This is a genomic window from Chryseobacterium tagetis (genome assembly GCF_016735585.2).
GTDB classification, from domain to species: domain Bacteria; phylum Bacteroidota; class Bacteroidia; order Flavobacteriales; family Weeksellaceae; genus Chryseobacterium; species Chryseobacterium tagetis.
Window position 1 is genome coordinate 56846 of sequence record NZ_JAERSE020000006.1, and the last position, 26452, is coordinate 83297.

At 32.5% G+C, this 26452-nt stretch carries 28 protein-coding genes; 8 read left to right on the top strand and 20 right to left on the bottom strand.

The window, feature by feature from the left end; genetic code table 11:
* Positions 1 to 152: 152 nt before the first annotated feature.
* The gene (gene tsf, locus JI747_RS19085; protein WP_225690458.1) at positions 153 to 977 is read right to left on the bottom strand and encodes a translation elongation factor Ts; all 825 of its coding nucleotides are present in this window, start codon (positions 975 to 977) and stop codon (positions 153 to 155) included.
* Positions 978 to 1123: 146 nt separating this feature from the next.
* Here tsf and JI747_RS19090 point away from each other — a divergent pair, with 146 nt between their 5' ends.
* Positions 1124 to 1822, top strand: a complete 699-nt coding sequence (locus tag JI747_RS19090) for a DUF6759 domain-containing protein (RefSeq protein ID WP_225690459.1) — start codon at positions 1124 to 1126, stop codon at positions 1820 to 1822.
* Positions 1823 to 1889: 67 nt separating this feature from the next.
* Here JI747_RS19090 and JI747_RS19095 read toward each other — a convergent pair whose 3' ends face one another.
* Positions 1890 to 2846, bottom strand: coding sequence for an acetyl-CoA carboxylase carboxyltransferase subunit alpha (locus JI747_RS19095; RefSeq protein ID WP_225690460.1), 957 nt, complete (start codon positions 2844 to 2846; stop codon positions 1890 to 1892).
* 49 nt (positions 2847 to 2895) lie between these two features.
* On the bottom strand, positions 2896 to 4401 hold the full coding sequence (gltX, locus tag JI747_RS19100; RefSeq protein ID WP_225690461.1) for a glutamate--tRNA ligase: 1506 nt from the start codon (positions 4399 to 4401) through the stop codon (positions 2896 to 2898).
* 120 nt (positions 4402 to 4521) lie between these two features.
* Between gltX and JI747_RS19105 the strand changes: the two genes are divergently transcribed.
* The gene (locus JI747_RS19105) at positions 4522 to 4866 is read left to right on the top strand and encodes a phosphomannose isomerase type II C-terminal cupin domain (protein WP_225690462.1); all 345 of its coding nucleotides are present in this window, start codon (positions 4522 to 4524) and stop codon (positions 4864 to 4866) included.
* 78 nt (positions 4867 to 4944) lie between these two features.
* On the opposite strand, the gene JI747_RS19110 is transcribed toward JI747_RS19105, so the two are convergent.
* Complete coding sequence (locus JI747_RS19110; RefSeq protein WP_225690463.1) at positions 4945 to 5211, bottom strand: hypothetical protein; 267 nt, start codon at positions 5209 to 5211, stop codon at positions 4945 to 4947.
* 73 nt (positions 5212 to 5284) lie between these two features.
* On the opposite strand from JI747_RS19110, the gene JI747_RS19115 reads away from it, so the two are divergent.
* Positions 5285 to 5629, top strand: a complete 345-nt coding sequence (locus JI747_RS19115) for a phosphomannose isomerase type II C-terminal cupin domain (RefSeq protein ID WP_225690464.1) — start codon at positions 5285 to 5287, stop codon at positions 5627 to 5629.
* 6 nt (positions 5630 to 5635) lie between these two features.
* Complete coding sequence (locus tag JI747_RS19120) at positions 5636 to 6904, top strand: hypothetical protein (protein WP_225690465.1); 1269 nt, start codon at positions 5636 to 5638, stop codon at positions 6902 to 6904.
* Between the two features lie 69 nt (positions 6905 to 6973).
* Here JI747_RS19120 and JI747_RS19125 read toward each other — a convergent pair whose 3' ends face one another.
* From JI747_RS19125 to JI747_RS19155, 7 genes are read right to left on the bottom strand one after another with little or no spacing between them, the layout of a single operon-like run.
* Positions 6974 to 7798 carry a DUF6492 family protein gene (locus tag JI747_RS19125; RefSeq protein WP_225690466.1) on the bottom strand — a complete coding sequence of 275 codons (825 nt, stop codon included), beginning with the start codon at positions 7796 to 7798 and terminating at the stop codon, positions 6974 to 6976.
* Positions 7798 to 8661 (bottom strand): glycosyltransferase, encoded by an 864-nt coding sequence (locus JI747_RS19130; protein ID WP_225690467.1) that lies wholly within the window; start codon positions 8659 to 8661, stop codon positions 7798 to 7800. The genes JI747_RS19125 and JI747_RS19130 overlap by 1 nt, the downstream gene beginning before the upstream one ends.
* Positions 8661 to 9800: a glycosyltransferase gene (locus JI747_RS19135; RefSeq protein ID WP_225690468.1), complete on the bottom strand. Its 1140-nt coding sequence runs from the start codon at positions 9798 to 9800 to the stop codon at positions 8661 to 8663. The genes JI747_RS19130 and JI747_RS19135 overlap by 1 nt, the downstream gene beginning before the upstream one ends.
* Positions 9800 to 11044 (bottom strand): glycosyltransferase family 4 protein, encoded by a 1245-nt coding sequence (locus JI747_RS19140; RefSeq protein WP_225690469.1) that lies wholly within the window; start codon positions 11042 to 11044, stop codon positions 9800 to 9802. Before JI747_RS19140 ends, JI747_RS19135 begins: the two co-directional genes overlap by 1 nt.
* Positions 11045 to 11093: 49 nt before the next feature.
* A complete protein-coding gene (locus JI747_RS19145) occupies positions 11094 to 12332 on the bottom strand; it encodes a glycosyltransferase (protein ID WP_225690470.1) in 1239 nt (412 codons plus the stop codon).
* 3 nt (positions 12333 to 12335) lie between these two features.
* Complete coding sequence (locus JI747_RS19150; protein ID WP_225690471.1) at positions 12336 to 13523, bottom strand: glycosyltransferase family 4 protein; 1188 nt, start codon at positions 13521 to 13523, stop codon at positions 12336 to 12338.
* Positions 13524 to 13525: 2 nt separating this feature from the next.
* Entirely contained in the window at positions 13526 to 14509 is a 984-nt protein-coding gene (locus tag JI747_RS19155; RefSeq protein WP_225690472.1) for a glycosyltransferase family protein, read from the bottom strand.
* Between the two features lie 62 nt (positions 14510 to 14571).
* Here JI747_RS19155 and JI747_RS19160 point away from each other — a divergent pair, with 62 nt between their 5' ends.
* Complete coding sequence (locus JI747_RS19160; RefSeq protein WP_225690473.1) at positions 14572 to 15651, top strand: glycosyltransferase family 4 protein; 1080 nt, start codon at positions 14572 to 14574, stop codon at positions 15649 to 15651.
* Here JI747_RS19160 and JI747_RS19165 read toward each other — a convergent pair.
* The 9 genes from JI747_RS19165 to pdxA form a co-directional block, all read right to left on the bottom strand.
* Positions 15648 to 16391, bottom strand: a complete 744-nt coding sequence (locus JI747_RS19165) for a polysaccharide deacetylase family protein (protein WP_225690474.1) — start codon at positions 16389 to 16391, stop codon at positions 15648 to 15650. The two genes, JI747_RS19160 and JI747_RS19165, sit on opposite strands and share 4 nt — an antisense overlap.
* Positions 16385 to 17149 carry a glycosyltransferase family 2 protein gene (locus JI747_RS19170; RefSeq protein WP_225690475.1) on the bottom strand — a complete coding sequence of 255 codons (765 nt, stop codon included), beginning with the start codon at positions 17147 to 17149 and terminating at the stop codon, positions 16385 to 16387. The genes JI747_RS19165 and JI747_RS19170 overlap by 7 nt, the downstream gene beginning before the upstream one ends.
* A 67-nt stretch (positions 17150 to 17216) precedes the next feature.
* A complete protein-coding gene (locus JI747_RS19175; RefSeq protein ID WP_225690476.1) occupies positions 17217 to 17975 on the bottom strand; it encodes a glycosyltransferase family 2 protein in 759 nt (252 codons plus the stop codon).
* A gap of 139 nt (positions 17976 to 18114) precedes the next feature.
* Positions 18115 to 19362: an ornithine--oxo-acid transaminase gene (rocD, locus tag JI747_RS19180; RefSeq protein WP_225690477.1), complete on the bottom strand. Its 1248-nt coding sequence runs from the start codon at positions 19360 to 19362 to the stop codon at positions 18115 to 18117.
* Positions 19363 to 19589: 227 nt separating this feature from the next.
* Positions 19590 to 20945, bottom strand: coding sequence for an acetyl-CoA carboxylase biotin carboxylase subunit (accC, locus tag JI747_RS19185; protein WP_225690478.1), 1356 nt, complete (start codon positions 20943 to 20945; stop codon positions 19590 to 19592).
* A 94-nt stretch (positions 20946 to 21039) separates the two neighbouring features.
* Positions 21040 to 21522, bottom strand: a complete 483-nt coding sequence (gene accB, locus JI747_RS19190; protein ID WP_225690479.1) for an acetyl-CoA carboxylase biotin carboxyl carrier protein — start codon at positions 21520 to 21522, stop codon at positions 21040 to 21042.
* Positions 21523 to 21649: 127 nt separating this feature from the next.
* Positions 21650 to 21853: a 50S ribosomal protein L32 gene (gene rpmF, locus JI747_RS19195; protein WP_039365059.1), complete on the bottom strand. Its 204-nt coding sequence runs from the start codon at positions 21851 to 21853 to the stop codon at positions 21650 to 21652.
* A gap of 59 nt (positions 21854 to 21912) precedes the next feature.
* The gene (locus JI747_RS19200; protein WP_225690480.1) at positions 21913 to 22437 is read right to left on the bottom strand and encodes a YceD family protein; all 525 of its coding nucleotides are present in this window, start codon (positions 22435 to 22437) and stop codon (positions 21913 to 21915) included.
* Positions 22438 to 22521: 84 nt separating this feature from the next.
* On the bottom strand, positions 22522 to 23613 hold the full coding sequence (gene pdxA, locus JI747_RS19205; RefSeq protein ID WP_225690481.1) for a 4-hydroxythreonine-4-phosphate dehydrogenase PdxA: 1092 nt from the start codon (positions 23611 to 23613) through the stop codon (positions 22522 to 22524).
* A gap of 49 nt (positions 23614 to 23662) precedes the next feature.
* Between pdxA and JI747_RS19210 the strand changes: the two genes are divergently transcribed.
* The 3 genes from JI747_RS19210 to JI747_RS19220 are packed head-to-tail and all read left to right on the top strand — an operon-like array spanning position 23663 to position 26401.
* Positions 23663 to 24259: a riboflavin synthase gene (locus JI747_RS19210; protein ID WP_225690482.1), complete on the top strand. Its 597-nt coding sequence runs from the start codon at positions 23663 to 23665 to the stop codon at positions 24257 to 24259.
* Positions 24249 to 25703 carry a sensor histidine kinase gene (locus tag JI747_RS19215; RefSeq protein WP_225690483.1) on the top strand — a complete coding sequence of 485 codons (1455 nt, stop codon included), beginning with the start codon at positions 24249 to 24251 and terminating at the stop codon, positions 25701 to 25703. The genes JI747_RS19210 and JI747_RS19215 overlap by 11 nt, the downstream gene beginning before the upstream one ends.
* Positions 25703 to 26401 carry a tRNA1(Val) (adenine(37)-N6)-methyltransferase gene (locus JI747_RS19220; protein ID WP_225690484.1) on the top strand — a complete coding sequence of 233 codons (699 nt, stop codon included), beginning with the start codon at positions 25703 to 25705 and terminating at the stop codon, positions 26399 to 26401. Before JI747_RS19215 ends, JI747_RS19220 begins: the two co-directional genes overlap by 1 nt.
* Positions 26402 to 26452: the final 51 nt, after the last annotated feature.

A 26452-nucleotide genomic window follows, 5' to 3' on the forward strand; every position in this document is an offset into this window, starting at 1 on the left:
TTACATAAAATTTCAACTGCGATTCGCAAGATGGTTGATATTATTAAATATTTAATGATTTTTTAATATTCAATAAAATCCTGTAATTGTGAAATAATGAAAATCCCGATGATAAAAATCACCGGGATCAATATTTTAAATCTTAAAAAAGATTATAAACTAACTCTGATAAATCCTGTTACTTTAAGGTCAGCATTTACAGACTTCACATAGTCAGCAACTGAAATAGAGCTGTCTTTGATGAAATCCTGGTGTACCAAAGTATTGTCTTTGTAGAATCTCTGCATTTTACCTTTCAAGATATTATCGATGATGTTTGCAGGCTTACCTTCTTCAGTAAGTTTGTGTCTTTCAATTTCCAATTCTTTATCGATTGTTTCCTGAGAAACTTTAGTTTCGTCAAGAGCGATTGGGTTCATTGCAGCAGCTTGCATAGAAACAGATTTTGCAACTTCGTCAGCTCCCTCTACTTTTTCAGAAAGAGAAGTGATTGCAGCGATTTTGTTTCCAGCATGGATGTAAGCTCCTAGGAATGGTCCTTCGATTCTTTCGAAAGTACCGATCTCGATTTTTTCACCGATAACTCCTGTCTGCTCGATCAATTTATCAGCAACAGTCATTCCGTGGAAATCTGTAGCCAATAATTCTTCTTTAGTAGCAGCGAAGATTGCCATTTCAGCTAATTCGTAAGCTAGCTCGATGAAGGCTTCGTTTTTACCAACGAAGTCAGTTTCGCAGTTTAATGAAATAATAGCACCTAAAGTGTTATCTTCATTTACTCTTGCGATTACAGCTCCTTCAGTAGATTCTCTGTCAGCTCTGTTAGCAGCAACTTTCTGTCCTTTTTTTCTAAGGATGTCTACCGCTTTTTCGAAGTCTCCTTCAGCTTCAACTAGAGCTTTCTTGCAGTCCATCATACCTGCACCTGTTTGGTTTCTTAATTTTGCTACGTCTGCAGCAGCTGGTGTATAAGACATAATATCTATTATTTTTTTATTTAAAGATTTCGTATTAAATTTTAGTTTATTTTTGAGCAGTGCAAAGATAATGATTTTAATGATAAACTAAAAAATGACTTTTCACGTTATTTAGTTATTTAATAATTTTTTTAAATATTTAGTTAATGAAAAAAACAGTTCTTCTTATACTTTTATGTGTTTTTTCTTTAGGCTTTTCCCAGAAAAAGAAAACCAAAGCTAAGGCTAAAGCGGTTGTTGAAAAAGAAACAACCATTATCTATACAGAAACTGATGCGGAAAATAGTAACGAGGCTAGAGTAGTTGCTGGCTTCTTGAAACAAAATCCCAATCACCCCAAAGTTGATCATTTTAAGAGGAAATTAATGGATATTATTATGGCAACACCTCCAGCTGAGGAATCAAAACCTATGATGGCCTCCGTCGGAAAAGATAAAGCGGCACCTAAAGCAGATAATGCCAGCAAATCTTTAGCATCCAATACAAGCCTTAAGTCGACTGCTCCGTCAAGAACAGTGAATTATGCAAGCGTAGGAGGGACGAGCAAAAAATCGGAACCGGACGAACACGGAAAGAAAACAGCAGCGTTATTGACCCATCTTTTTAATAATGACATTAGTGATAAAGAAGCGTATGTAAATGTTAAAAATAAATCGAAGTGCAATATGGAGATGAAAATAAACGGTAAGAAAAACTATAATTTAATTATTCCTGCAAGAAGTGAAAATTATGTGATGGTAGATAAAGGAGATTATCAGCTGTCTACTAAAGTGTGCGACTCGCCTTATACTACTGCTAAGAAAATAGATAAAGATATTGAGATTGCTTTAAATGTAGGAGAATAAAAAATTAAGTAAGAAAGAACAATAAATAAAAAAAGGTTAAGAAAATTTTCTTAACCTTTTTTGTATCTTAACCTTTGAATTGTCCCATTGCAATGAACTTATCTTGTCTTTGGGTTTCAAGTTCCTGTCCTGTGAATTTTGAAAACGCTTTGATATTCTGTAAAATTGAGTTCTTCAAATTCAAGAAAGTCGTTTCCGGATCATAATGTGCTCCTCCAAGAGGTTCTTCAATGATCGCGTCGATGAATTTTTCTCTTAACGCATCTTTTGGAGTAAGATTCAGTGCGTTTGCAGCATCCTCTTTGTGATCCCAGTTTCTCCAAAGAATTGAAGAACAGCTTTCAGGTGCAATTACGGTATACCATGTGTTTTCCAACATATATACTTTATTTCCTACACCAATTCCTAATGCTCCACCACTGGCTCCTTCACCAATAATATAAGTGAAGATCGGAGTTTTAAGCTGAACCATTTCGAAAATGTTTCTTGCAATCGCTTCACCTTGACCTCTTTCTTCAGCTTCTAAACCAGGATAAGCTCCCGGTGTATCTACTAAAGTTACTACAGGAATCTGGAATTTCTCAGCAAGCTTCATCAATCTTAAAGCTTTTCTGTATCCTTCAGGATTTGGCATTCCAAATCTTCTGTGTTGTCTTTCCTTAGTTGTTCTGCCTTTTTGAGTACCGATTACCATTACTCTTTGACCGTCAAGAGTGATTAGACCACCCACCATTGCAGGATCATCAGCAAAATTTCTGTCACCGTGAAGTTCTAAAAAACTGCCTTTGTCTGCCATTCCGTTGATATAGTCCAATGCATAAGGACGATCCGGATGACGAGATAGTTGTACTCTCTGCCAAGGAGTAAGATTTCCGTAGATTTCTTTTTTCTTTTCTAAAATCTTATCCTCAATTTGGCTGCATGCTAATTTTACATCAACACCACTTTCTTCTCCTACTAAAGAACAAGTTTGGTATTGATCCATTAATTCTTTTATAGGAAGTTCGAAACTTAAATATTCCATTTCTTGAAGTAAATTAAATCTTTCAAATGTATGAAAAATTATGGTAATTTTATTTAAAATTATTTATAGCATTGCTTATTCTAGAGGTAGTTTCCTCTTTTCCAAGAAGTTCCATGATGTCTGGAACGTCCGGTCCTTTCAGTTCTCCTACCAAGGATAAACGTAACGGCATCATCACTTTACCCATTCCTAAACCTTTGTTTTCAGCGAAATCGTGAACAACTTGTTTTAAATTCTCAGCATTGAAATCAGCACCTTCTAAATGTGAGGATAATTCCCCTAAAATTGCTGATGTTTCATCATTCCAAGCTTTTTTTGATGCTTTTTCATCATAAGATGTCGGTGCTTCAAAGAAGAATTTTCCGTTTTCGTAAATGTCAATTGGGAAAGTTGCTCTTTCTTTCATCAGATGAATTACTTTTAATAATTTTTCATCAGAAAGATTGATGTTTAGACTTGAGTTTTTTAGAATATTCAATAATTCGTCATCAGATGTTTTCTGAATATACTGATGATTGAACCATTCTGCCTTTTCTTTACTGAATCTTGCTCCGGCTTTATGAACTTTATTCAGATCAAACTCTTTGGCCATTTCATCCAACGATAAAATTTCTTTGTCATCTGCAGGTGACCAACCTAATAATGCAACCATATTAATAAATGCATCAGGAAGATATCCGCTTTCTCTGTATCCTTTAGAAACATTTCCAGTTACAGGATCTGTAAAATTCAAAGGAAATACCGGGAATCCGAATTTATCACCATCTCTTTTGCTTAGTTTTCCTTTTCCTTCTGGTTTTAAAATTAATGAAAGATGAGCAAACTGAGGCGCTTCCCAACCCATTGCTTCATATAATAAGGTATGTAAACCTAAAGACGGCAACCATTCTTCACCACGGATCACGTGAGAAATTTCCATTTCGTGGTCATCAATGATGTTGGCAAAATGATAAGTTGGCATTCCGTCATTTTTTACCAACACTTTATCATCTAAAGTATTTGTATTTACTGAAGAATTCCCACGGATAATATCTACAAGATTCAACGTTCTGTCAACTGGCATTTTGAATCTTACCACATATGGTGTTTTTTCATCCAGTAATTTTTGAACTTCCTCTTCAGAAAGCGCAAGACTGTTTCTCAAACGGTTTCTTGTTTTATTATCATAAGAGAAAACATCACCTTTTGCTTCATATTCAGCACGAATTGCATCCAGTTCTTCGGCAGTATCAAAAGCAATATAGGCATAATCTGTTTTTAAGATCTGCTCTGTATATCTGTCATAGATATCTCTTCTTTCAGACTGTCTGTATGGAGCGAATTTTCCTCCTTTTTTAGGACTTTCATCCGCAATGATTCCGCACCATTCCAGGGCTTCTTCTATGTAGTCTTCTGCTCCTTCAACGTATCTTGCCGTGTCTGTATCTTCAATTCTTAATACAAATTCACCTCCCTGATTTTTAGCAAAAAGATAATCATATAATGCGGTTCTTACACCTCCTAAATGCAAAGGTCCTGTAGGACTTGGAGCAAAACGAACTCTTACTTTCTCCATTTCAATTAAAATTTTGGTGCAAATTTACTCAATTTTATGCGTTTGAATAAGCTTTTTATAAATTGGTTGTTTCCATCGATCATAATTTCTATTTTTGTATAAATAATGAATTCTTAAACTATGTTAGAAATTGGCGAAAGACCTTGGGGAAAATATTTTGTATTAGCAGATGAGCCGAATTACAAACTGAAAAGAATTGAAGTAAATCCGGGACAAAAATTGTCTTACCAGTATCACCACAAAAGACAGGAACAGTGGACGATCATTGAAGGTGACGCCACAGTGGTTCTGGATGATAAAGAGATTAATCTTAAATACGGTGAAAGTATTTTTATTCCTCTGGGTGCAAAGCATAGAATGATGAATCTTTCTGATAAACCTGTTGTTTTTATCGAAGTTCAGACCGGAACTTATTTCGGTGAGGATGATATTGTGAGGATTGAAGATGAGTATGATAGAAAGTGAGTATGTATTTTCTCCTCACATAGATAAAAATAGGGAATTACAAATTGTAACTCCCTATTTTTATCTTATTTTTATAATTTAGAATGCATAAAATGCTATACCTTCATATGCGTATCCTTGACTTCCGCTTCCTAGTTCTGACCAGTTTTTAGTATACAAATGATCATTTATAGAATGATTATAATATCTGTAAACAGGGTTTCCAGTATTACTGTTAGAATATCCATAACCTACTGTTTCTGCAATAACATATCCTTGACTTATTGCACTTTGTATTTCCACAGAAGAAGTTGCTAAAATATTATCTAAGTTTCCAGGATTTGGCTTAATATATAAAATAAACAAAATTTAATATCAATTTTAGTTTTGAAAAAGTATTTTGAGTACTTTCGCTAAAATTTTTTTTATAACCAGAATTATGTTAGAAATTGGAGAAAGACCTTGGGGAAAATATTATGTTTTAGCAGATGAACTAAATTATAAGCTAAAACGAATTGAGGTAAATCCCGGACAAAAATTATCTTACCAATATCATCACAAAAGACAAGAACAATGGACTATTATTGAAGGTAATGCAATAGTAGTTTTAGATGATAACGAAATTGAATTGGCGTATGGAGAGAGTATTTTTATTCCTCTTGGAGCAAAGCACAGAATGATGAATCTTTCTGATAAGCCTGTTGTATTCATTGAAGTACAAACAGGAACTTATTTTGGTGAAGATGATATTGTGAGAATAGAGGATGACTATGACAGAAAGTAAGGCATAATGAACATGGTAAGAATGTCTCATTATGTGGGTAAGCTAAAACCCTTACTGTTTGTGCTTATTATTTTTATGAATTCTAATTCTTGCTCACAACAAGAAGAAAATTTAGTAGCCGAAAATATACCCGCCATATCTGATAATAATGTTGAATACGGAGGGGTTGTAAATTATCTAACAGATATTGGAACTCTCAATATTAATGTAGCAGCAAATGGAAATTATCCGGGAATAAATGATCCTGCATTTGTAAAAGATATTAATACACCTAATTTTGCATATTGTCATCCTGATGTACAATATTTTTCAAATGGTTTCAATGGATATAAATATTGGATGATATTTACTCCTTTCCTTGGGGTGATAGGGAATGTTCGTGAGTCTGAAAGATATGAAAATCCAACTATCGCTGTATCTAATGATGGAATAAACTGGAGTAATCCTAGTGGTGTTGCAACACCATTGCAAAGAGCACCATCAATGAATGAAGCTTTTCCTGAAAAAGAAGGAGCTGCTAAATATGCTTTTTGGTCAGATGTTGATTGGACTTTTGAAAATGGTAAATTTTCGTTATATTATAGAGGAAGTTTTATAAAGGGTAGTGCATTGAAGAACAGAGGTGCTAAAAGCCCTAATAATGTTGAAAAATTAAAATATAATGCTCAACGAACTATCGTAAGGCAGACTTCAAAAGACGGAGTACATTGGACACCGTTAGAAGCTGCTTATACCAGCAATCCTCCTTATTCTCCTAAAAATAATCATATTCTTTCACCTAGTATTGTTTATAATGGTAGTGAGTATGTAAGTTTTGAGGTCGAAAATAATATCAGTCCAAATTTTCCAGGAAATGATCCGTCATATATTATTCAAAGAACATCTAAGAACGGACTGGACTTTTCGAATTTTAAGCAAAGTAAGGTTGTTAATTTTATTAATAAACCTTGGACTAAAGTAAATTCGGAATATGCTCCATGGCATATACAGGCAACTTATGTAGACGGATATTATTTTTTATGTATTGCTGCTGGTGAAGTTAAAAAATATACTTCAGAAATGCTTTATCTTGCTTATTCTAAAGATGGTCTTAACTTTAAGGTTTTATCTAAGCCATTTGTAGAACAAAATACATACAGGTCTTGTTTTTTTCCAATGAATGTAAATAGTGAAACCATTGATTTCGGAGCTATTATTGCTTATAAATCTGGAGTATTTAAATATAGAGAATTCCAGCTTAATAAGAAAAAGCTTGATGCATGTCTTTCTAAATAATTATTCGGAAAAATATTAAAGCATAATGCTTTAAAAAAGACACAATAATATTATTGTGTCTTTTTTGATTTATCTGAAAAACTTGAAACGTTTTTTTTCTTCCTTTTTATTCCAGTTTGATTGTAAAACAACGCCAAAATAATTTTCTTCTAGTGATTCTAATGTAAATTTTTGTTTAAGAAAATCAGTATACTGTTTTTTGTAATGAAAAACTTTAAAAAGTGGCTCGGCCGGATAGATAGGAATGATATTATTTTTTAGCAGCCATTCTCCATACCAAGTAAATTCACTTGGCCTTTCTTCAAAACAAGATTTAAAAGTAAGATTATTATCTCTTAGATAATTTTCTTCAAATGACTGCCAAACTTTTGTAGACCAAATAACAGGAGAAGGACCGAAATCATATATTTTTCCTTTTCTCTCGAGTTTATCCATAATATATTTTCGGTCGTTTAAAAACTCATCTTTAGGGTTAAATCCTATTTCCTTGATGTTATTATTGCTCCAGCCAAACAATTCTTTCTGCTCATGAATTACAGTATAAGGGATTTCATCAGAATACATAAAATCATAAAAATAAAAATCTTTTATAAAATAACTGTCAGAATCTATACATACATAATTCTCACAGATGTTCAGTTTATGTAATTGCGATTTTATAATTTGTTGATAAATCCATTTGTTTTCTACCGTGCATGTGTAGATATGGCTGTCTTTTATTAGCTTAAAATTCCTTTCTTTGAATTCATTATCAAATAAAACAAAATCCTCATCATTTACGGAAACCACCAATGGCAGGTTATCTTTATTGTGCTTTATAATTGAACCAAGTAATTTTTTAAAAACAATTAAATCATTTTTATAAGTTTTTATAAATAGTACAATTTTTTCCATTATAGCTTCGAATTAAGTCCCCAATATATTCCTTTAAGATAAGCTTTTGCCAGTGAAAAATTATTTTTTTTAAAGGCTTTTTTAGCCAGCTTCAAACGTTCTTTTATAACGAATTTTACATTACCATTATACATTCTGCAAACCCAAATTCGGTTTCTGGTCATATAATATTCATAGAAACTACCTTTATTACTTGCAAGATTATAAGCTTCACATTGAGTATTGACTGCTATTTTCCATTTTGTATTGTTCATAAGACGAAGGCACCATTCAGATTCTTCATAATACATGAAAAATTTTTCATTCATAAATCCTGCCTCGCTCAGAATTTCTTTTCTGAACATAAGAGCACTTCCATCTACATATTTAATATCGTAATTATAATCGGATATTTTTATATCTTTTTTGTTTTGCTCACCATTAGCATGACCTCCCATAAAACCTTTCTCCGGAAATAATAACCCACCATCTGAGAATATTTTATTACGTTCATTTCTATAACAGATTCGAGGTCCTATTATTCCGATATTTGAAAATTCCTTTAAACCTTTATATAACTGCTGGATGGATGCCAAGGATATTTCTATGTCGGGATTTAATAAAAGAAAATAATTTTTACCTTCTTCAATTGCTTTATTTATGGCAAGATTATTTCCGTAAGCGTAGCCTCCATTATGATTACTCAGTATATAATTAATTTGCTTTTCATCTCCAAATTTTTCAATCTTGTCTCTGTCTTTTGAATTGTTATCTACTACATAAATAGATTTTTGAGAGATACCCTCGTTTAATAAAGAGTTAACCTCTCTGCTGGTATCTTCATAAGAGTTATAATTCAGTATAATAATTGCAAGATCATTCATTAATGTAAAATTTTTTCCCATTTTCCCATTGCGTTTTCCTCAGAAAAACTACTTTTAAAATATTTTTCGGCCTGGTCTTTTATATTTTGATAATGTAATTCGTTTTGTAGCAAGGATAATATATTATCTTTAAAAAGCTCAGGCTGATTGGCTGTCAAACATCCATTTAAAGTCTTTGATGAAAAACCATCTATAGCACGTTCTGTTCCTACAACGGGTAATCCATAAGATAACGCTTCTATTACCTTTATTTTGATACCGGTACCTTCAAGCATCGGGCAGATTGCAATTTTTGACAGGTGATAATATTCTTCTAAACTTTCTGAAAATTCAACAAGTTCTACATTTTCTTTTTTTTCCACATGCTTACAGATTCTCCCGATTATTATAATATTAATGTGTTTTGGAAGTAATGGATATACATAATCAAAAAACCATTGAATTGATTTTATATTAAATATATTTTCAGAACCGACAAAAATTAAATCATATTTTTTATTGAGGTTGTTTTTTTCAAAATGTGGTGGGAAAGAAGGAGGAATATTAGTTACTTTTTCTCCTAAAAATCTTTTAAAAACAAGATGCTCATCTTCTGAAATGGTTATTATATTGTCAAATTTTTCAAGATTACGTATTTCTTCACTAAAGCGCTTGCCAATATCTAATGATTTATTTTTATAAAACTCATTCAAAGTAATCCAATCATGTGTATCAATGATTTTTGTGATATTTTTCATAGAGCTATCATCAATTAATCCCGTCCAGAATTCATAATTAATGATAATAATATCGTAATGTTTTGATTTAAAAATATTTTTAAACTCTTTCTTTATAAAATCTGTTAATGAATTATTATTTGGATTAGGCTTTTCGTAGAACTTTGATATTTTATATTTCCAATAATCTGCTGTAGTTTTTATTTTTGGTGGCTTTTGTTTAATTAAAAATAAATTATCTACAATATTCTTATCAATTTTGGTGGTGTCATTTAAATGTTTGTAAACTTCGTCAACTCCAATCAAATCAATAGTATACCCTAATTTTTTTAAAATAGTAAGTGTCGTTTTTGCTCTCGTTGTATTTCCTGCTCTGTTCGAGAACGGATTTTCAGGAAAAAAAAATAGAATTCTTTTTGTCATTACAAAGATTTAATAGCTGAATTGAACTTGTTGATTATAGTATTCCATGAATAATTTTTTAGAACATATTCTCTTGCTTTATTTCCTTCCAGGATCAAATTGTTCTGGTTTTGATTAATGTAAAAAATAAGTGCCTGAGAAAATTCAGTAATATCGGTAAAGCTTTTTCCGCTTTCGCTTTTTTTTATATGAGAATACAAAACCTGACAATTTTTATTTACAATTACAGGGATTTTTAACAACATTGCTTCTAATGTTATTAAGGAAAGGCTTTCATAAAAAGACGGCATTATAAGGGCAGAAGCATTTGTAAGCAAAATATTCTTAAGACTTTCATCTACAAATCCGGTTAGAATAATATCTTCTCCCGAGGTTATTTTTTCATCCAAAGAATTTTTACCAACCAAGACCAATTTTATATCTTTATATTCAGGGTGTGTCTTTTTAAAATGATTAAAATATTCGATCATCATGACGCAGCCTTTGTCTTCAACAATTCTTCCTACATATATAAAATATTTTTTTGAATGGAGGTTTTCCGGTAATGTACCCATTGTAAGATTATAATCATCAAAACCTATTCCTGCAATTTCTGACTTTGTTCTTTTTGTCTGCGGGTAAACTCTTTCTACTAGATCTTTTTCAATCTGAGTATTATAGATGATGCATTTTGCTGAAGAAAATAAGTGTGCATATCCATCCAGATAAAATTGAGGCTCGTCGTGTGCAGTTGGAATGAGAATGCTTTTTTCAGCAACTTCCTGAATACCAATATTGGCAGGATAATACAAATAAGTGAAGAAAATAAAAGCTTTATAATCTCTTTTCTTGTCTTTTATAAAATTAATTAAATCACTGGAAAAAGGACCCTGTACTTCTAACCATTCATTAAAATTAAAAGCTTTTTGACTCTGTTTTCTTCTGTAATATAAATAAGGAAAATTAAAAATATGTAATTTTCTGTTTTTATATTTATAAAGCTCATAAAGGCTTCTTTTTAGCTGATTGAATTTATTGAGATCTTTTTTTAAATTTTTAAATCTTCGTACCTTAATATTATTGATAACTTCTGTCCCCCCAGAATAATGATTATCCCAGGATTCATGATCTATTGCACAAGTTGTAATAACTTCAACATCATAAATGGTTGACAATTTTTCTGCTAATAATCGGGCATGGAGCTCTGCGCCTCCGTTGATTTCCAAACCGTATCTTTGGACAACTATAGCAATCTTGTCTCTCATATGAATAGTATGATTAATTGATTATGAGTTTTTATATGGATTTAGTAAACTACTTTTTCCCTTTTATCTTCTTGAAAAAAACATTTATTTTTTTCCTAGTTTTATTATAGAATGTTCTTTCAAGATAATTTACTCTTTTTGTAAGTCTGTCAATTTCAGATAAATGAAAAACATTATCAATACTATTTCCAGAATTTTCTTTTTTATCAAACTGATAGATAAATGATAATCTTATTTTAAACAAATTTCCAATTGACTCGATTGAGAAATTGTCTCGAATTTGAATTTCTGCGTTATTTTTTATTTTATTTAAAGTTTCTAAATTATATTTGATATATTTCAGTTTTTCAACAGCATCATCAATATCCGGTCTTGCCAAAGTAAGGCCTTCTGCAATTAATCCTTTAGTGTTGGTCGTTTTGATAAAATCATATTGAATAAGGAAGCTATTATTCACATTCATAAAATCTAAGTTTCCAGAGTAGCCTGTTCCGATAACGATTTTTCCATATGACATTGCTTCTGCCATAGTCAGTCCAAAACCTTCAGAGCCATGAAGAGAAATGAGAACATCCGACTTCTGAATTAGTGAATGTAATTTTTCTTTAGAAAAATGTTCATTGATAAGAATAATATTAGAGATACTTGAATATTTTTCCAATGCTTTTTGAGCATCTTTACTTCGGTCGAGATTGTGGGTCTTTATAATTAAAATAGACTCCGGATCGTCATTGAAAACTTTAATAAAAGATTCAATAGTTGCTTCCGGATTCTTTCGGATTGTTGTACTTAGGGAATCAAAAATCGTAACATAAACCTTTGAATTAGGTTTAATATTATATTCACTAAAATCAAATTCGTCAGAAAAAGCTAGTTTCTGAATTGGATGAGAAAATCTAATTACAGGAATACCTGTATATTTTGTGAAAATATTCACACAAAAATCACTCGGAACCCATAATTCATCAAAAATATTTAAAAACTCAACTGTTTTGTCCGATACTTCAGGAAACTCCCAAGCCCAATAAACGATATTATAGTGACCGGCAAGCTTGATATCTTGATTTTTTGAAAAAAACTCATGAGTAACATTGCTGTTGATATGAAAAATATTAATGAAAGATTCCGGATCTGTTTCATTTTCTATTTTTTCAAGCGTATCACTTGAATAGTTTATTCTGTTTACTCTAATACCGGCTCTTTCCATAGCTATAGCATTCAGACGTGTTGCTTCAGCTATCCCAAAATTTCCGTCAAAAAATCCATGGTAATTTATATTCAACTGCATTTTTTACAATGTTTTAAGTTTTTCTTTTACTTCTTCAGGAGAAAAAGAACTTAGGCTGTTTATGGAATTTTGGCTTAATGTATTCCAAAGATCTTCATTATTATTTAGTTGAAGAATCGCTTCGGCGAACGATTTTTCATCATTTGCAATCAATACATTTTTTTTGTCAGTAAGTTTCATTCCTTCAGCTCCAATATCTGTTGTAATAACTGGAAAAAAATATTCAAAAGCCTGACCTATTTTTCCTTTTACACCAGCTCCAAATCTAAGAGGAGCAACCATGATCTTAGAATTCATGAAATGTTCTTCTACGCTTTCTACAAAACCTAAAAATTTAAATTTAGGATATTGTTTTATATCTAACTTATCAGCAACGTTTCCAATTATACTTACCTCAAGTTGAGAATCTTCTTTCCAGACAAGAGGCATTATTTTATCATACAGAAATTTTACGGCATCAATATTAGGCTCATGAATAGATCCAATGAATATAATTCCTTTGCTTCTATTGAAATTTTTTCTTTCAGAGATATCAATTTTAGGATAATGTATATTAGAAATCGTAACGATTTTATTTTTATTAATATATTCACTCATTATTTCTTTTTCTTTATCAGAAATTGCAATAATGTAATCGAGTTGTGGGGCAACAACTGTTTCCAAACGATAGAAATGTTTATAATTTTTCTTTAAAGAAATTCGTGTAGGTTCTATCTGAATAGCTCTCTTAAATCTTAAAAAATGAATATCTACCATATCATAAATAAATTTACTCTCAGGTAAAATATTTTTCATTTTTTTATAAAAAACATCTAGTGATGTAGGGCCATTGAACCAAACATAATTAATATTATTAAAACCTCTGAGAAAATCATAAATGCTTTTGTATTTATTGTTTTCTACAAATATTATAATGCCATTTTCTTTATAGAATTTAACATAGTTATCGTCCTCAAAAATATTCTGAGAAAATATAATACAGTTATATCCTAAGTTTTTATAAATAATAATAATCTCCTTTAATCTATTTGATCCGGAGTCTTTATCATGAGTAGGAAGTACTTTTGATGCAAATAGGATTGTCTTTTTAGATGAATCATATAGATCTATATTTACAATATCTTTTGTTTCAAGAATTTTTAATTTTTTCTTTCTTTCAAAATATTGTTTTATTTTTTTCTTTAATCCCATTATTAGCTTTTATGATCTAGTTTAAAAACTGTATTTACCCAATTGTCAAGAGTATATTTATAGTATATTTCTTGAGGAATACTTTGATATTCAGTTTCAAAAAATGATTTTTCGACATTGCTGAAATCATCATTCAAAATTAATATATTATTTGGGTTATAAAAATCATAATTTTGTATGGTAAAATTGTCTGTAATAAATTTTTTTTCTAATGCCATTGCCTCAAAAATACGGAAACTTAAACCCATTTGGTTATTTCGTTGGAGATCAAGAATGACTTTAGTGTTTTTATACAGCTTAGGCAAAGATTGCTGAGGAACATTTTTTGTTCTAAACGTAATAATGTCAATATTTTTCTTATCAACAATCTGGGCTATTTTCTTCTTCCAGCTTTTTTTTCCGGCAACTATGGTTCTGAAACAGATATTGAGATCGTTGATTTTATTAATGAGCACATTGAGTCTTAATAATCTCTGAGTGTCATATGAAGTAATATAGAAAAGATCAAGTTTGGGATGCTGCTTCTTTGCAGAACAGAGTTCCAGATAATTATAATTGGTAATCTTATTAAACCCAAAATTGGCTACGTCTTCGTCATCAAAAGAAAAAACGGTATCAAAAAAATGTAGAATATGTGCAGCAGGGTTTCTCGACATACTGTCGTAGAGATAAGCAATATTCCTAGTTGCGTATTTTCTAATCTCTCGATGGACCCTTTCTTCAATAGCTTCAGGATTGATAACGAGAATCTGATCCTGTCTACCTATTTTCCGCAAAGATTCTATAATGAAATTTTGTCTTTTTCCATGTTTTAGATTTTTGCCTAAGAATACTTTACTGAAGGTATTTTTTACTCTTGCTCCAAAATTTTTGTGAGTGAAAGCTCCAATGTTGATATGGTATGCTTCAATGCCTTTTTCTTTGAGCTTATTGACGATATGCTCGTCATAATGCCAAAAATCAAAACTAATCAAACAAATTTTCATATCGCAAAAATAAAGATTTTAAATTTTAAATTTATACTTTTGAGCCAAAGCCCGCTTTCTCAATGAAAAAAAATGTTCTGATAGATGTTGAACGATTAAAATATCCAAAATCTGGAATTGCAAACGTTTGTATATCACTGATAAAAGGATTGGATCAAAAAATATCTTCGTTTAACTATACATTTTACGGGCCAAAAGCCAATATTCCTGCTACAAAATCCAAATATAACGTTATAAACTGGAAATTCTGGCAGAAAAAGATCCCGATATCGACCTCTTCCTATGCTCTTATTCATACAACGCATCAGCTTTCAGAATATTTTCATACAATTAAAAAGAATCAAAAAAAAGTAGTGACTTTACACGATCTCAATTTTCTACATGATAACAGCTCGGAAAGGAAGATCAATAAAAGCAAACGTCTTGTGCAAAAGAATATTGGTAACGCAGATACTATTGTGTGTATTTCGGAATTTGTAAAAGACGATTTTGTAAAGAATAAACATTTATTTCAGCTGAAAGAGAATGTAAAAATAGAGGTGGTTTATAATGGCCTAATGTTTCCGGAAAAAGAACATTTTACTGCTCCGCAGAACTATTCTTTCATTAATGAAAAATTTATTCTGAATATCGGAGTTCTTTTTCCTAAAAAGAATCAGAATGTTTTATTGGATTTAATATCAAAAAATGACAGGCATCTGGTTCTCATAACGAGTTCTGCAAAATCAGAGTACAAAGAAAGGTTTCTCGAAAAAATTAAGACATTAGGACTTACTGATCGGGTGCATATTTTAGAAAACGTAGAGAACGAAGAAAAATATTTTCTGCTTCAACATTGTGAATCCTATTGCCATCCTTCATTAGCCGAAGGTTTTGGAATCCCTCCTGTAGAAGCGATGTATTTTGGAAAACCAGTTTTTCTTAGTACATTTACAAGCCTTCCGGAAATTGGAGGAGATTTAGCTTTTTACTTTGAAGATTTTTCAGCCGAAAATATGAATGATGTTTACGAATCTGGAATTGCAGTATTTAATGAAGATAAGGATCTTTTTCAGGCTAAATTAAAAGAAAGAGCTTTAGAGTTCAGTTACCTTAAAATGGCTGAATCCTATGAAAATATCTATAAAGAATTATTAGATTAAAGTTTTAGTTTTCCCAACCTAAGCTTCCATTTGAACATATTGATACTGTCTCCGTATTTTATATCGATACGTTTAATTTCAAATTTGTTTTTCCACGGATAAGAATCTATTTCATTTCCGATTCTTACTGCCGCAGTAATTCCGGATTGTTCAAGCATTTTAAAAAACGCTTTCTTTTTGTTCTTTTCTCTTGGGAATTTCCCATAAGGATAAGCCAGAACATTGGAGAATTCAATGTCTTTTTCCTTTAGAATTTCTATGTTTTTCTTTAGGTCTTCTCTGGCTTCATCAACAGGCATTTCAGAATAATTTCGATGGGCATGACTGTGAAGTGCGATTTCGATAAGTTTAGAATTTAAGTTCCTGATTTCATCAAAACTCATGAAATTCTTTTCCGTAGAGTTTATTCTGCTTTGAATATATTCCGTAGGAATGAAAATGGTTGCTTTTAACTGATGTTTTTCCAAGAGAGGAATCAGATATTCTAGGTTGTTATAATAACCGTCATCAAAAGTTAAAATGATCTTATTCGGAGTATTATTTTCTTTATGAAGGTCTTTAAAAAAAAGAGTAGTGAAGTTATTTTTTATATAAATAAGCTGTTCTTCTAAATTTTCTGTGGTGACAATGAGATTGTCTTTAGGTGCCAGTTCCTTTGGCAATACCTGATGATACATCAGGATACGAACGGTTTTTCTCTTTGATAAACCGAATAATCCTTTTACGGCGTTCGTTAGCATGCTTTACCGAATTTAGAAATTTCGTGAAGCTTTTTGTATTTTAAAAAAGTATAAAAAGCGGCTGTTGCTGCTGCATAATATCCAACCAGGCCATCTAAAAAACCTAAACGGATAAAATAGGACTTGATAAACTGATACATAGGTTTGAAAATGATCTTTACGACATTGGATCTTTTCCCGTTATTATACATTTTTTCCGCCATCATCGAAGTATATTTATTAGATTTTTCGATGTGGTGATAAATATCCTTGTAGGTATAATGGTTTATTTTGCCGTCTACTTTTCCTTTTTTTTCAGAAGTTATAAATTCTTCATGAACAATATCTTCAGAGTATTTCCCGAAGTTTTTTCTGAAAAGCCTTTCCCGTTTTAGATTTCCCCAACCTCCATATTTTAAAGACTGTCCTAAAAAAATATTATTAAAAGCTATTTCATAGACATTAAATGAGGGAGTTTCTGCTTCAATAATTTTCTTTATCGATTGCAGTGCCTGTTGATCTGGGATTTCATCGGCATCTAAAAAAAGAATCCAGTCTCCATTACAAAGACTTAGAGCGTAGTTTTTTTGTTTTCCGAATCCTTCGAATTTTTTTTGTACAAAATTTATTTTTGAAAACTTTTTGCAGATTTCTACCGTATGGTCTGTCGAAAAACTATCAACGACAACAATCTCGTCGGCAAGATCGTGAATTGAGCTGAGGTTTTTTTCGATAATCCGATCCTCATTGAAGGTGATAAATGCCACGGATAGCTTCATGTTGTACTTATGTTTAATACAAAAATACAGTTTATTTTCAGATCCGGAAATTTTTAATTAAGAACGTTTATGCGTACTCTTCTTTGAGGTATTCATAGGTTTTGAAAGAACTTAAAGCACTCAGATAAGAAAGTATAATTCCCTTTTTGCCATCCAAAATTCCAAGCTTTAAAATATACATTTTAAAAAAATTGAAAATGCTTTTTGAAATTTGTTTTATCAGCAGATAAGGTACATTTTTTTCGCGCAAATCTTTTGCTTTTAATTGTGCGTAATGAATTACTTTGTGGTAATAAGCCTGATAAGAATCAAAGGAAAAATGTAAAAGATAGTTTTTCAGAGTCCCCGGATTGTTCAGATTTTGAAGCCCTTCATGTACTCTTTTATTTTCATCGTAGTTACCGACAGATTTTTTGAAAAGACGAATGTTTTTATCATTTTGTGTTCCCGAATAATGCACCGGCTCTCCCATGAAGAAGAATTTTCTTTTAAAGTAATAAGCTTCCTTTGCTTTTGGGTTTTGTATTTCCTGCAAAATTTCAGCTTTAAGGGCGGGAGTTACTCTTTCGTCTGCATCCAAAAACAAGATCCATTCGAAATTGGCATAGGAAAGGCATAAATTTCTTTGTTTGGTAAAGTCTTCAAATTTATTTTGATATACTTTTACTTCAGGAAATTTAGTCTTAATAATATCGATTGTTTTATCTGTACTGTAAGAGTCTAAAACAATAATTTCATCTGCAAAATCTACGGATCTTAATGCCTCTTCTATATTTTTTTCCTCATTATAGGTAATAAGAAGTGCACTTATTTTCGGGTTCTCCATTTTCAACAACTAATTATTAGTATGTATTAGATAATAAATGTTGTCAGAAGTTAAACAATCGTTTGTGTGATTTTGCAATAAAAAAATAACACTCTGAAAATGAGTGTTATTAATTTAAAAAAATCCTAATTTTAGTATATTATTTTTGATATTCCAGCATCGTTTTTTCGATAATCTTTACACAATCTAATAATTGTTCTTCAGTAATCACCAAAGGTGGTGCTAATCTGATGATGTTTCCATGGGTTGGTTTAGCCAATAGACCGTTTTCTTTTAACTGTACGCATAGATTCCATGCAGTAGAGCTGTCGGGCGTATCATTAATTAAAATAGCATTTAATAAACCTTTTCCTCTTACTTTGGTAATCAGATCTGTTTTCTCAATTAATTTTTCAATTTCGGATCTGAATAGCTGTCCTAATTTTTCAGCTCTTTCAGATAGATTTTCTTCTTCAACAACATTTAGAGCGGCTACAGCAACTGCACATGCAATCGGGTTTCCTCCGAAAGTTGAACCATGCTGTCCTGGTTTTATAACATTCATGATTTCGTTGTTTGCCAAAACGGCTGAAACCGGATACATTCCACCAGAAAGCGCTTTCCCAAGAATTAAAATATCGGGTTGTACATTTTCGTGGTGACAAGCAATTAATTTTCCTGTTCTTGCAATTCCTGTCTGAACTTCATCAGCAATGAAAAGAACATTGTGTTTTTTACACAATTCTGAAGCACTTTTCAAGAATCCCTCATTCGGAACATATACTCCGGCTTCTCCCTGAATAGGTTCTACCAAGAATGCTGCAATATTTTCAGCTTCTTTACTTAAAACTTCTTCTAAAGCGGCAATATCATTGTACGGGATTTTAATAAATCCAGGAGTAAAAGGTCCGTAATTTTGGTTTGCATCAGGATCGTTTGAAAAAGAAACGATTGTTGTTGTTCTTCCGTGGAAGTTGTTTTCACAAACAACTATTTTTGCTGCGTTTTCTGAAATTCCTTTTACTTCATAGCTCCATTTTCTTGCCAGCTTTACGGCAGTTTCCACAGCTTCTGCTCCGGAATTCATCGGTAATACTTTATCAAATCCGAAAAGAGTAGTGATCTTTTTTTCGTATTCGCCCAGTTTTGAATTGTAAAAAGCTCTTGATGTTAAAGCCAGTTTTTTAGCTTGTTCTACTAAAGCTTCAACAATTTTAGGATGCGAGTGTCCTTGGTTTACAGCAGAGTATGCTGAAAGAAAATCATAATATCTCTTACCTTCTACATCCCAAACGAAAACACCTTCTCCTTTATCTAAAACTACTGGAAGAGGGTGGTAGTTATGAGCTCCGTACTGGTCTTCAAGATCAATGAAATACTGTGAGTTTTTTACTGCTGCTGTTGACATATATTTTGGTTTTCGACAAAGTTAAAGATTATTCATGAGATCGGTAAACAGAAAACCCATGCTGAAAAATACCCTGATGTAAGGTTAATTTTAAAGCTAATGAAAAGAGAGCAGAGAATATTGTCCACGTTCATTATACGTAGTAGGTATTATATCTTTATAAATAAATTTTATGAAAACAAAAAAACCGCCTCAATTGAGACGGTTTGTGATTTATTTAAAAAATCTTAATGATTATCATATTTTTTATCCATTACGAAATCCTCCATGAATTTTGTAGTATAGTTTCCGGCAAGATAATCTTCATTATCCATTAGTTGTCTATGGAAAGGAATCGTAGTTTTTACGCCTTCAATATAGAACTCTTCCAATGCTCTTCTCATTTTAGCAATAGCTTCTTCACGAGTTTGAGCTGTAGTGATCAGTTTTGCAATCATAGAGTCATAGTTAGAAGGGATTGTATATCCTGAATAAACGTGAGTATCAACTCTTACACCGTGTCCTCCAGGAATATTTAACCCTGTGATTTTACCCGGAGAAGGTCTGAAGTCTGCATAAGGATCTTCAGCGTTAATTCTACATTCGATTGAATGTAATTTCGGATAGTAATTGATTCCTGAAATAGGAGTTCCGGCAGCCAAAAGAATTTGTTCTCTGATCAGATCATAATCAATAACCTGTTCCGTAATAGGGTGCTCTACCTGAATTCTGGTGTTCATTTCCATGAAATAGAAATTTCTATGCTTGTCAACCAGGAATTCAATAGTTCCTACTCCTTCATATCCGATGAATTCTGCAGCTTTTACAGCAGCTTCACCCATTCTTTCACGAAGTTCGTCAGTCATGAAAGGAGAAGGTGTTTCTTCTGTCAATTTCTGATTTCTTCTCTGAACCGAACAGTCTCTTTCAGAAAGGTGGCAAGCTTTACCGAATTGGTCGCCTGCAACCTGAATTTCGATATGTCTAGGCTCTTCAATCAGTTTTTCCATATACATACCTCCGTTTCCGAATGCAGCCACAGCTTCCTGAATTGCAGATTCCCAGTGGTCTTTAAGGTCTTCAGCTTTCCAAACAGCTCTCATCCCTTTTCCACCACCACCGGCAGTTGCTTTAATCATTACAGGATAACCAGTTTCTTCAGCTGTTTTTACAGCATGCTCGTAAGATTCGATCAAACCGTCAGAACCAGGTACACATGGTACACCTGCAGCTTTCATCGTAGCTTTAGCATTTGCTTTATCTCCCATTTTTTCAATTTGCTCAGGAGAAGCACCGATGAACTTGATGCCGTTTTTCTGGCAAATTCTTGAGAAGTTAGCGTTTTCAGATAAGAATCCGTAACCTGGGTGAATGGCATCTGCATTTGTAATTTCAGCAGCAGCAATAATGTTAGGGATTTTTAAGTATGAGTCTTTGCTCATTGCAGGACCAATACAAACAGCCTCGTCAGCAAATCTTACGTGAAGACTGTCTTTATCGGCAGTTGAATAAACTGCAACGGTTTTGATCCCCATTTCTTTACAAGTACGTAAAATACGCATTGCAATTTCGCCACGATTGGCAATTAATATTTTTTTGAACATCTCTCCGAAATTTTAAATTATAAATTTTGAATTTTAAATTATTTTAAATGAAAAACTATTCATCTAAAATTTATAATCTTTCATCTAAAATTCCTTAAGACGGATCTACTAAGAATAAAGGTTGGTCGTATTCTACAGGAGTAGCGTCATCAACTAAAATCTTAACGATTTTTCCGCTTACTTCAGATTCGATTTGGTTGAATAATTTCATCGCTTCGATTACGCAAACTACTTTCCCGTTTGATACTTCGTCACCAACATTTACAAAAACTTCTTTATCCGGAGATGGTTTTCTGTAGAAAGTTCCGATCATTGGAGACTTGATTGTTACATATTTGCTGTCGTCTGATGCAGCTTCAGCTTTTTCAGCAGGTGCAGCAGCAGGAGTTGCAACTTGTGCAGGAGCAGCTACTTGTTGAGGAGCAGTGTGATAAACTGCAGGTTGTGCATAAGCAACTTCGCTTCCAGCTAATGGAGTTTTAATAGTGATTTCGAAATCTTTAGTTTTGTACTTCACTTCAGAAACCTCTGCCTTAGATACAAACTTGATAAGATTTTGTATGTCTTTAATGTCCATAAATTTGATATTTGATTTTGAGCCAAAGATACCAAAAAAACATAAAAAACAACAAAAAACCGCCAAATTTTATCAAAATTGGGCGGTTTTTGTATTAAAACGAGTGTTTTTCAGTGAAAAGCGACTCTTAGTTTTCTTCAGTAGTTGCTACTTCTTTTTCCAATACTACTTTTCCTCTGTAATATAATTTTCCTTCATGCCAGTGAGCTCTGTGGTATAGGTGAAGCTCTCCTGTTGCTGCATCTTTTGCTAATTGAGGAACTACAGCTTTATAGTGAGTTCTTCTCTTATCTCTTCTTGTAGACGATTGTCTTCTCTTTGGATGTGCCATTTTGTAATAACTTTTTTAATTGATGAGCGATGAGATTCATCATCTCATCATTAAACTATTTAATTTTTATTCTTTAAATTTTTTAAAGCGTCCCATCTGGGATCACTTTCATGTTCTTCTTCTTCCTCAATTTCTTTTGGACTGAACTGATCAAGAATTGCTAAATCTTCTTCGCTTACGTTGGGTGATAGCTTTTTCATTGGAATTGAAAGCGCTACATTTTCGTAAATCAATTGTGCAATATTGAATGCATGGTCGCTGGTTGGGATGGTGATAACATCTTCTTCGCTGTCATCATATTCTTCTCCGAACTTCACCAGAACCTTGATTTGATTTTCGATGGGGTGGTCAAAATTTTCGTTTGTAATATCGCAAACCAATTCTACCGTCCCACTTACTTTGATCTCAAATTCTAAAAAAGTAGAGTGTTTGTCTAATAAAACATCTACTGTTATTTTAGGATTTGTAAAATCCTGTTCAGTGTCAAATAATTGAAAGAACTCTTTATCTATCTCAAACTTGAACTCGTGCTTGCCGGTTTTGAGGCCGGAAAAGCTTACATCATAGTTTCTTAACTTGTCCATAAAATGAGTGTGCAAAAATATGCATTTTTTTTATAATAACAAATAATTTTTATAACAAATTAATTTAAAATTTGTTTCAATGTTTTAACCTTCTGTATCTTGAGGAAGGTCTTCGTCTACTCCGTTGTCCATAGCCATTTTTCTAGGCTGCATACGATTGTCCATCAGTTCTTTGTATTCAAGTCTGTTTTTGAAAACTTTAATGGCTGTGAAAATTGCTTCGGTGAAACTTTGTTCATCGGCGATATTTTGTCCTGCAATATCATAGGCCACTCCGTGATCGGGAGAAGTTCTGATGAATGGAAGTCCTGCTGTGTAATTTACTCCTTCTTCATAGGCTAATGTTTTAAAAGGAGCTAAACCTTGATCGTGATACATTGCTAAAACGGCATCAAAGCTTTTGTATTTGTTTGGCTGGAAAAAACTGTCTGCAGGGAAGGGACCGAAAGCTAGAATTCCATTGTCTGAAAGTTCTTTGATTGCAGGAGAAATGATTTCAATTTCTTCATTTCCTATTACACCACCGTCACCTGAGTGAGGATTTAGGCCCAAAACAGCAATTTTCGGCTTCGTAATATTAAAGTCTTCAATTAAAGTCTGGTTTAGAACTTTGATCTGCTTTTTTATTTTTTCTTTAGAAATGTTTTCAGCAACCTGTGCAATTGGAATGTGATGTGTTGAAACAGCTACTTTCAGATCTTCTGTTACCAGAAACATCAATCCTTTTTTGTTGAATTTTTCTTCAAAATATCCAGTATGACCTGCGTGTTTGAATCCCATTTTCACCATTTCGTCTTTGTTGATAGGTGCGGTTACCAAAACATCAATATCTCCCTTCATCAAAGCTTCAGTAGCGGCTTCCAAAGAATCAATTGCCATTCTTGTAGATTCTTCAGTAGGAACTCCCAGTTCTACATTTACATTGTCTTTCACAAGGTTTACCATATTCAGTTTACCCCCATGAGCTTGAGAAGCTTCATTGATGTAGTTGAAATTTAAATTTAATTTAAAAATATTTTTCTGATAGGTAAATAATTTTCCCGAACCAAAAATTACAGGAGTGAAAAAATCTGTAATGGTTTTGTCTTTCAGAGACTTCATGATGATTTCCGGACCGATGCCGTTGAAATCGCCAATTGAAATTCCTACTCGTACTTTATGGTTTTTTGGGCTCATTTTGATTATCTTTGAAGATTATAATTTTACAAATTTAGCAAAAAATAATATGTTCACAGGAATAATTGAAGCAGTAGGTGTTATTGAGAAAATTGAAGAAAACGGAAGTAATATAGATTTTACACTTACCTGTCCTTTTACGAATGAATTAAAAATAGATCAGAGCCTTGCTCATAACGGGTGTTGTTTAACGGTTGTGAAAATTGAAGGAGATCAATACGTAGTAACTGCCATCAACGAAACATTGGAAAAAACCAATCTTGGAAAATGGGAAGTTGGAACGGTGGTGAATCTTGAGCGTTGCATGAAAATGGATGGAAGACTGGATGGTCACATTGTACAGGGACACGTTGATAAAACAGGTGAAGTTGTAAGTATTGAAAATAAAGACGGAAGTTATTTTATTACCATTAAATATGAAGATAACGGAAGTTTTGTGACAGTTCCTCAAGGTTCTATTACGGTAAACGGAATTAGTTTAACGGTGGCAAAAAGTGAAGACACGCAGTTTTCTGTTGCGATAATTCCGTATACTTGGGAATTTACGAATATGCAGTACCTGAAAGCAGGAGATAAAGTTAATTTAGAATTTGATATTATAGGTAAATATATTGCCAGGTTAATAAACAAACAGCATGGCGTTTAATAAGTATAGAGGATATAGCTTAAGAAACCGTGTTTTCTTCGGATTCTTACTGGTATGTCTTTTAAGTGTTGTCGCTTCGTCCTTGGTACCTTATTTTGTACTGAGGAATAATTCTTTGCAGCAAAGCCGTATCGATATGCAGGATAAAACGAATGCCGTAATGAGGTATCTGGATTATGCTGTAAGTAGAGCGCGCATTGAAACAGCGGATCTTCCAACTGTTCTTGAGAATAAAATCTTTGAAATAGCGGATATCAATCAGCACGATATTATTATTTATGATTTAAAGGGAAATTATCTGCTTTCCAATAAAGATGTAAGTCTTGTTGAGCAAAAAAAAGTGCCTTTACATATCGTAAATAAGATTTTGGCTACTGATGCCAGAGTTGATATTAAAAGCTATGATCCTTCAGTAGATGCGGGGCTTACTTCTTCTTATTTGCTGTTGAAAAACAATGAACTTGAGCCTATTGGGATTGTATATATTCCTCTGTATCATAATGAATCGGCCGATTTGGAAGTCCTTCACGAATATGTTAAGTATATTCTTTTGGTAGATATATTTCTTATTCTTTTTAGTATTTGGATAAGCTGGGTGACTTCAAATAGTCTGGCAAAGAACATTACGAAGTTTTCAGATATGATTACCCGCATTACCTTATTTGAAAATGAAATGCAGCCTATCAGATATTACAAAAACGATGAACTGAATGCATTAGCAAGGGCTTACAACAGAATGATTCTTCAGATTCAGGATCAGAAGGAAAGGCTAAGATTTAAGGCGTCGGAAGAGGCGTGGAGAGAAATGGCCAAACAGGTAGCTCATGAAGTGAAAAACCCACTGACTCCGATGAAGCTTACCATTCAGAATTTTGAAAGAAAATTTGATCCGGAAGATCCAAACATCAGAGAAAGGGTAAAACAGATGAGTAAAACAGTTGTTGATCAGATTGATTTGATCGCTACGGTGGCGTCCGCGTTTTCAGAATTTGCCAAACTTCCTGAAAAAAATAACGAGGTTATTAATTTGAATAAAGAAGTAGAAGATATTCTTAGAGTATTTAATGATGACAATATTTTTATGCACACCAATAAAAATAATATCATGATTAGTATGGATAGGATTTATCTTTCCAGAATTATCACTAATCTTGTGACCAATGCTAAACAGGCGCAAAGTGATGAAAGAAAGCTCATCATCAATGTGGATGTTGAACAGCACCAAAGAAGAGTGATCATCTCGGTGCAGGATAATGGAGTAGGGATTCCTGAAAATATGTATGAAAGAATTTTTGAACCCAATTTCACTTCCAAAAGCAGCGGAATGGGACTTGGTTTATCAATGGTAAGAAAAATGATTGAGGATTATAAAGGAGAGATTGCTGTAAAATCAGAAGTAGGGAAGGGGTCTACCTTCATCATCACATTACCAACGAATTTATAGTGAAATCTTTTAAGTTTAAACAATTCGAAATTCAGCAGTCGAAAGATGTTTTCCGTGTAGGGACAGACGGTGTTCTTTTGGGAGCTTTGGCCAGTGTGAACAATGCTTCTAAAGTGCTGGAAGTTGGAACGGGAACCGGATTAATTTCATTGATGCTGGCTCAAAGAATATCTAAAGCAGAATTTTTAGGAATTGATATTAATGAAGATGCTGTAGAGCTGACGAGAACTAATTTTGAAAGTTCTCCTTTTGCTTTAAGATTAAAAAATACGCTACAGGATTTTAAGAATTTTGAAACTGAAGAAAAATTTGATCTTATTGTTTCAAATCCTCCTTATTTTGAAGCTTCAGAATCTGATAAAGATAAAATTGCAAGACAGACCGTTGAACTGAATTTTAAACAATTGATTTTCCAATCAGCTAAATTACTTTCTAAAAACGGAATTTTTTCAGTGATTATTCCTGTAGAAGTTGGAGCTGATTTTATTGAAATTGCAAAAGAAAATCAGTTGTTCTTAATAAGAAGAATAAACATTAAAGGAATTGAAACTGCAAAAACAAAAAGGCTGATTCTTGAATTTTCACCTATTGAAAAAAATCCAGAAGAATTAGAATTTATAATAGAAAAAAGTCCGAGAAAATACTCGGACCAATATCTTGAACTCACCAAAGAGTTTCATGTCTTTAAAGAAGCTTGAGATTAGATTTTAAAAGTTGTTAGTAATCTCTAAATTTCTCAATCTTTTAAT

Bases quoted from the DNA above. Each gene is read 5' to 3' on its own strand.
- tsf (WP_225690458.1), bottom strand. From the start codon at position 977: ATGTCTTATACACCAGCTGCTGCAGACGTAGCAAAATTAAGAAACCAA.
- JI747_RS19090 (WP_225690459.1), top strand. From the start codon at position 1,124: ATGAAAAAAACAGTTCTTCTTATACTTTTATGTGTTTTTTCTTTAGGC.
- JI747_RS19095 (WP_225690460.1), bottom strand. From the start codon at position 2,846: ATGGAATATTTAAGTTTCGAACTTCCTATAAAAGAATTAATGGATCAA.
- gltX (WP_225690461.1), bottom strand. From the start codon at position 4,401: ATGGAGAAAGTAAGAGTTCGTTTTGCTCCAAGTCCTACAGGACCTTTG.
- JI747_RS19105 (WP_225690462.1), top strand. From the start codon at position 4,522: ATGTTAGAAATTGGCGAAAGACCTTGGGGAAAATATTTTGTATTAGCA.
- JI747_RS19115 (WP_225690464.1), top strand. From the start codon at position 5,285: ATGTTAGAAATTGGAGAAAGACCTTGGGGAAAATATTATGTTTTAGCA.
- JI747_RS19120 (WP_225690465.1), top strand. From the start codon at position 5,636: ATGAACATGGTAAGAATGTCTCATTATGTGGGTAAGCTAAAACCCTTA.
- JI747_RS19125 (WP_225690466.1), bottom strand. From the start codon at position 7,798: ATGGAAAAAATTGTACTATTTATAAAAACTTATAAAAATGATTTAATT.
- JI747_RS19130 (WP_225690467.1), bottom strand. From the start codon at position 8,661: ATGAATGATCTTGCAATTATTATACTGAATTATAACTCTTATGAAGAT.
- JI747_RS19135 (WP_225690468.1), bottom strand. From the start codon at position 9,800: ATGACAAAAAGAATTCTATTTTTTTTTCCTGAAAATCCGTTCTCGAAC.
- JI747_RS19140 (WP_225690469.1), bottom strand. From the start codon at position 11,044: ATGAGAGACAAGATTGCTATAGTTGTCCAAAGATACGGTTTGGAAATC.
- JI747_RS19145 (WP_225690470.1), bottom strand. From the start codon at position 12,332: ATGCAGTTGAATATAAATTACCATGGATTTTTTGACGGAAATTTTGGG.
- JI747_RS19150 (WP_225690471.1), bottom strand. From the start codon at position 13,523: ATGGGATTAAAGAAAAAAATAAAACAATATTTTGAAAGAAAGAAAAAA.
- JI747_RS19155 (WP_225690472.1), bottom strand. From the start codon at position 14,509: ATGAAAATTTGTTTGATTAGTTTTGATTTTTGGCATTATGACGAGCAT.
- JI747_RS19160 (WP_225690473.1), top strand. From the start codon at position 14,572: ATGAAAAAAAATGTTCTGATAGATGTTGAACGATTAAAATATCCAAAA.
- JI747_RS19165 (WP_225690474.1), bottom strand. From the start codon at position 16,391: ATGCTAACGAACGCCGTAAAAGGATTATTCGGTTTATCAAAGAGAAAA.
- JI747_RS19170 (WP_225690475.1), bottom strand. From the start codon at position 17,149: ATGAAGCTATCCGTGGCATTTATCACCTTCAATGAGGATCGGATTATC.
- JI747_RS19175 (WP_225690476.1), bottom strand. From the start codon at position 17,975: ATGGAGAACCCGAAAATAAGTGCACTTCTTATTACCTATAATGAGGAA.
- rocD (WP_225690477.1), bottom strand. From the start codon at position 19,362: ATGTCAACAGCAGCAGTAAAAAACTCACAGTATTTCATTGATCTTGAA.
- accC (WP_225690478.1), bottom strand. From the start codon at position 20,945: ATGTTCAAAAAAATATTAATTGCCAATCGTGGCGAAATTGCAATGCGT.
- accB (WP_225690479.1), bottom strand. From the start codon at position 21,522: ATGGACATTAAAGACATACAAAATCTTATCAAGTTTGTATCTAAGGCA.
- rpmF (WP_039365059.1), bottom strand. From the start codon at position 21,853: ATGGCACATCCAAAGAGAAGACAATCGTCTACAAGAAGAGATAAGAGA.
- JI747_RS19200 (WP_225690480.1), bottom strand. From the start codon at position 22,437: ATGGACAAGTTAAGAAACTATGATGTAAGCTTTTCCGGCCTCAAAACC.
- pdxA (WP_225690481.1), bottom strand. From the start codon at position 23,613: ATGAGCCCAAAAAACCATAAAGTACGAGTAGGAATTTCAATTGGCGAT.
- JI747_RS19210 (WP_225690482.1), top strand. From the start codon at position 23,663: ATGTTCACAGGAATAATTGAAGCAGTAGGTGTTATTGAGAAAATTGAA.
- JI747_RS19215 (WP_225690483.1), top strand. From the start codon at position 24,249: ATGGCGTTTAATAAGTATAGAGGATATAGCTTAAGAAACCGTGTTTTC.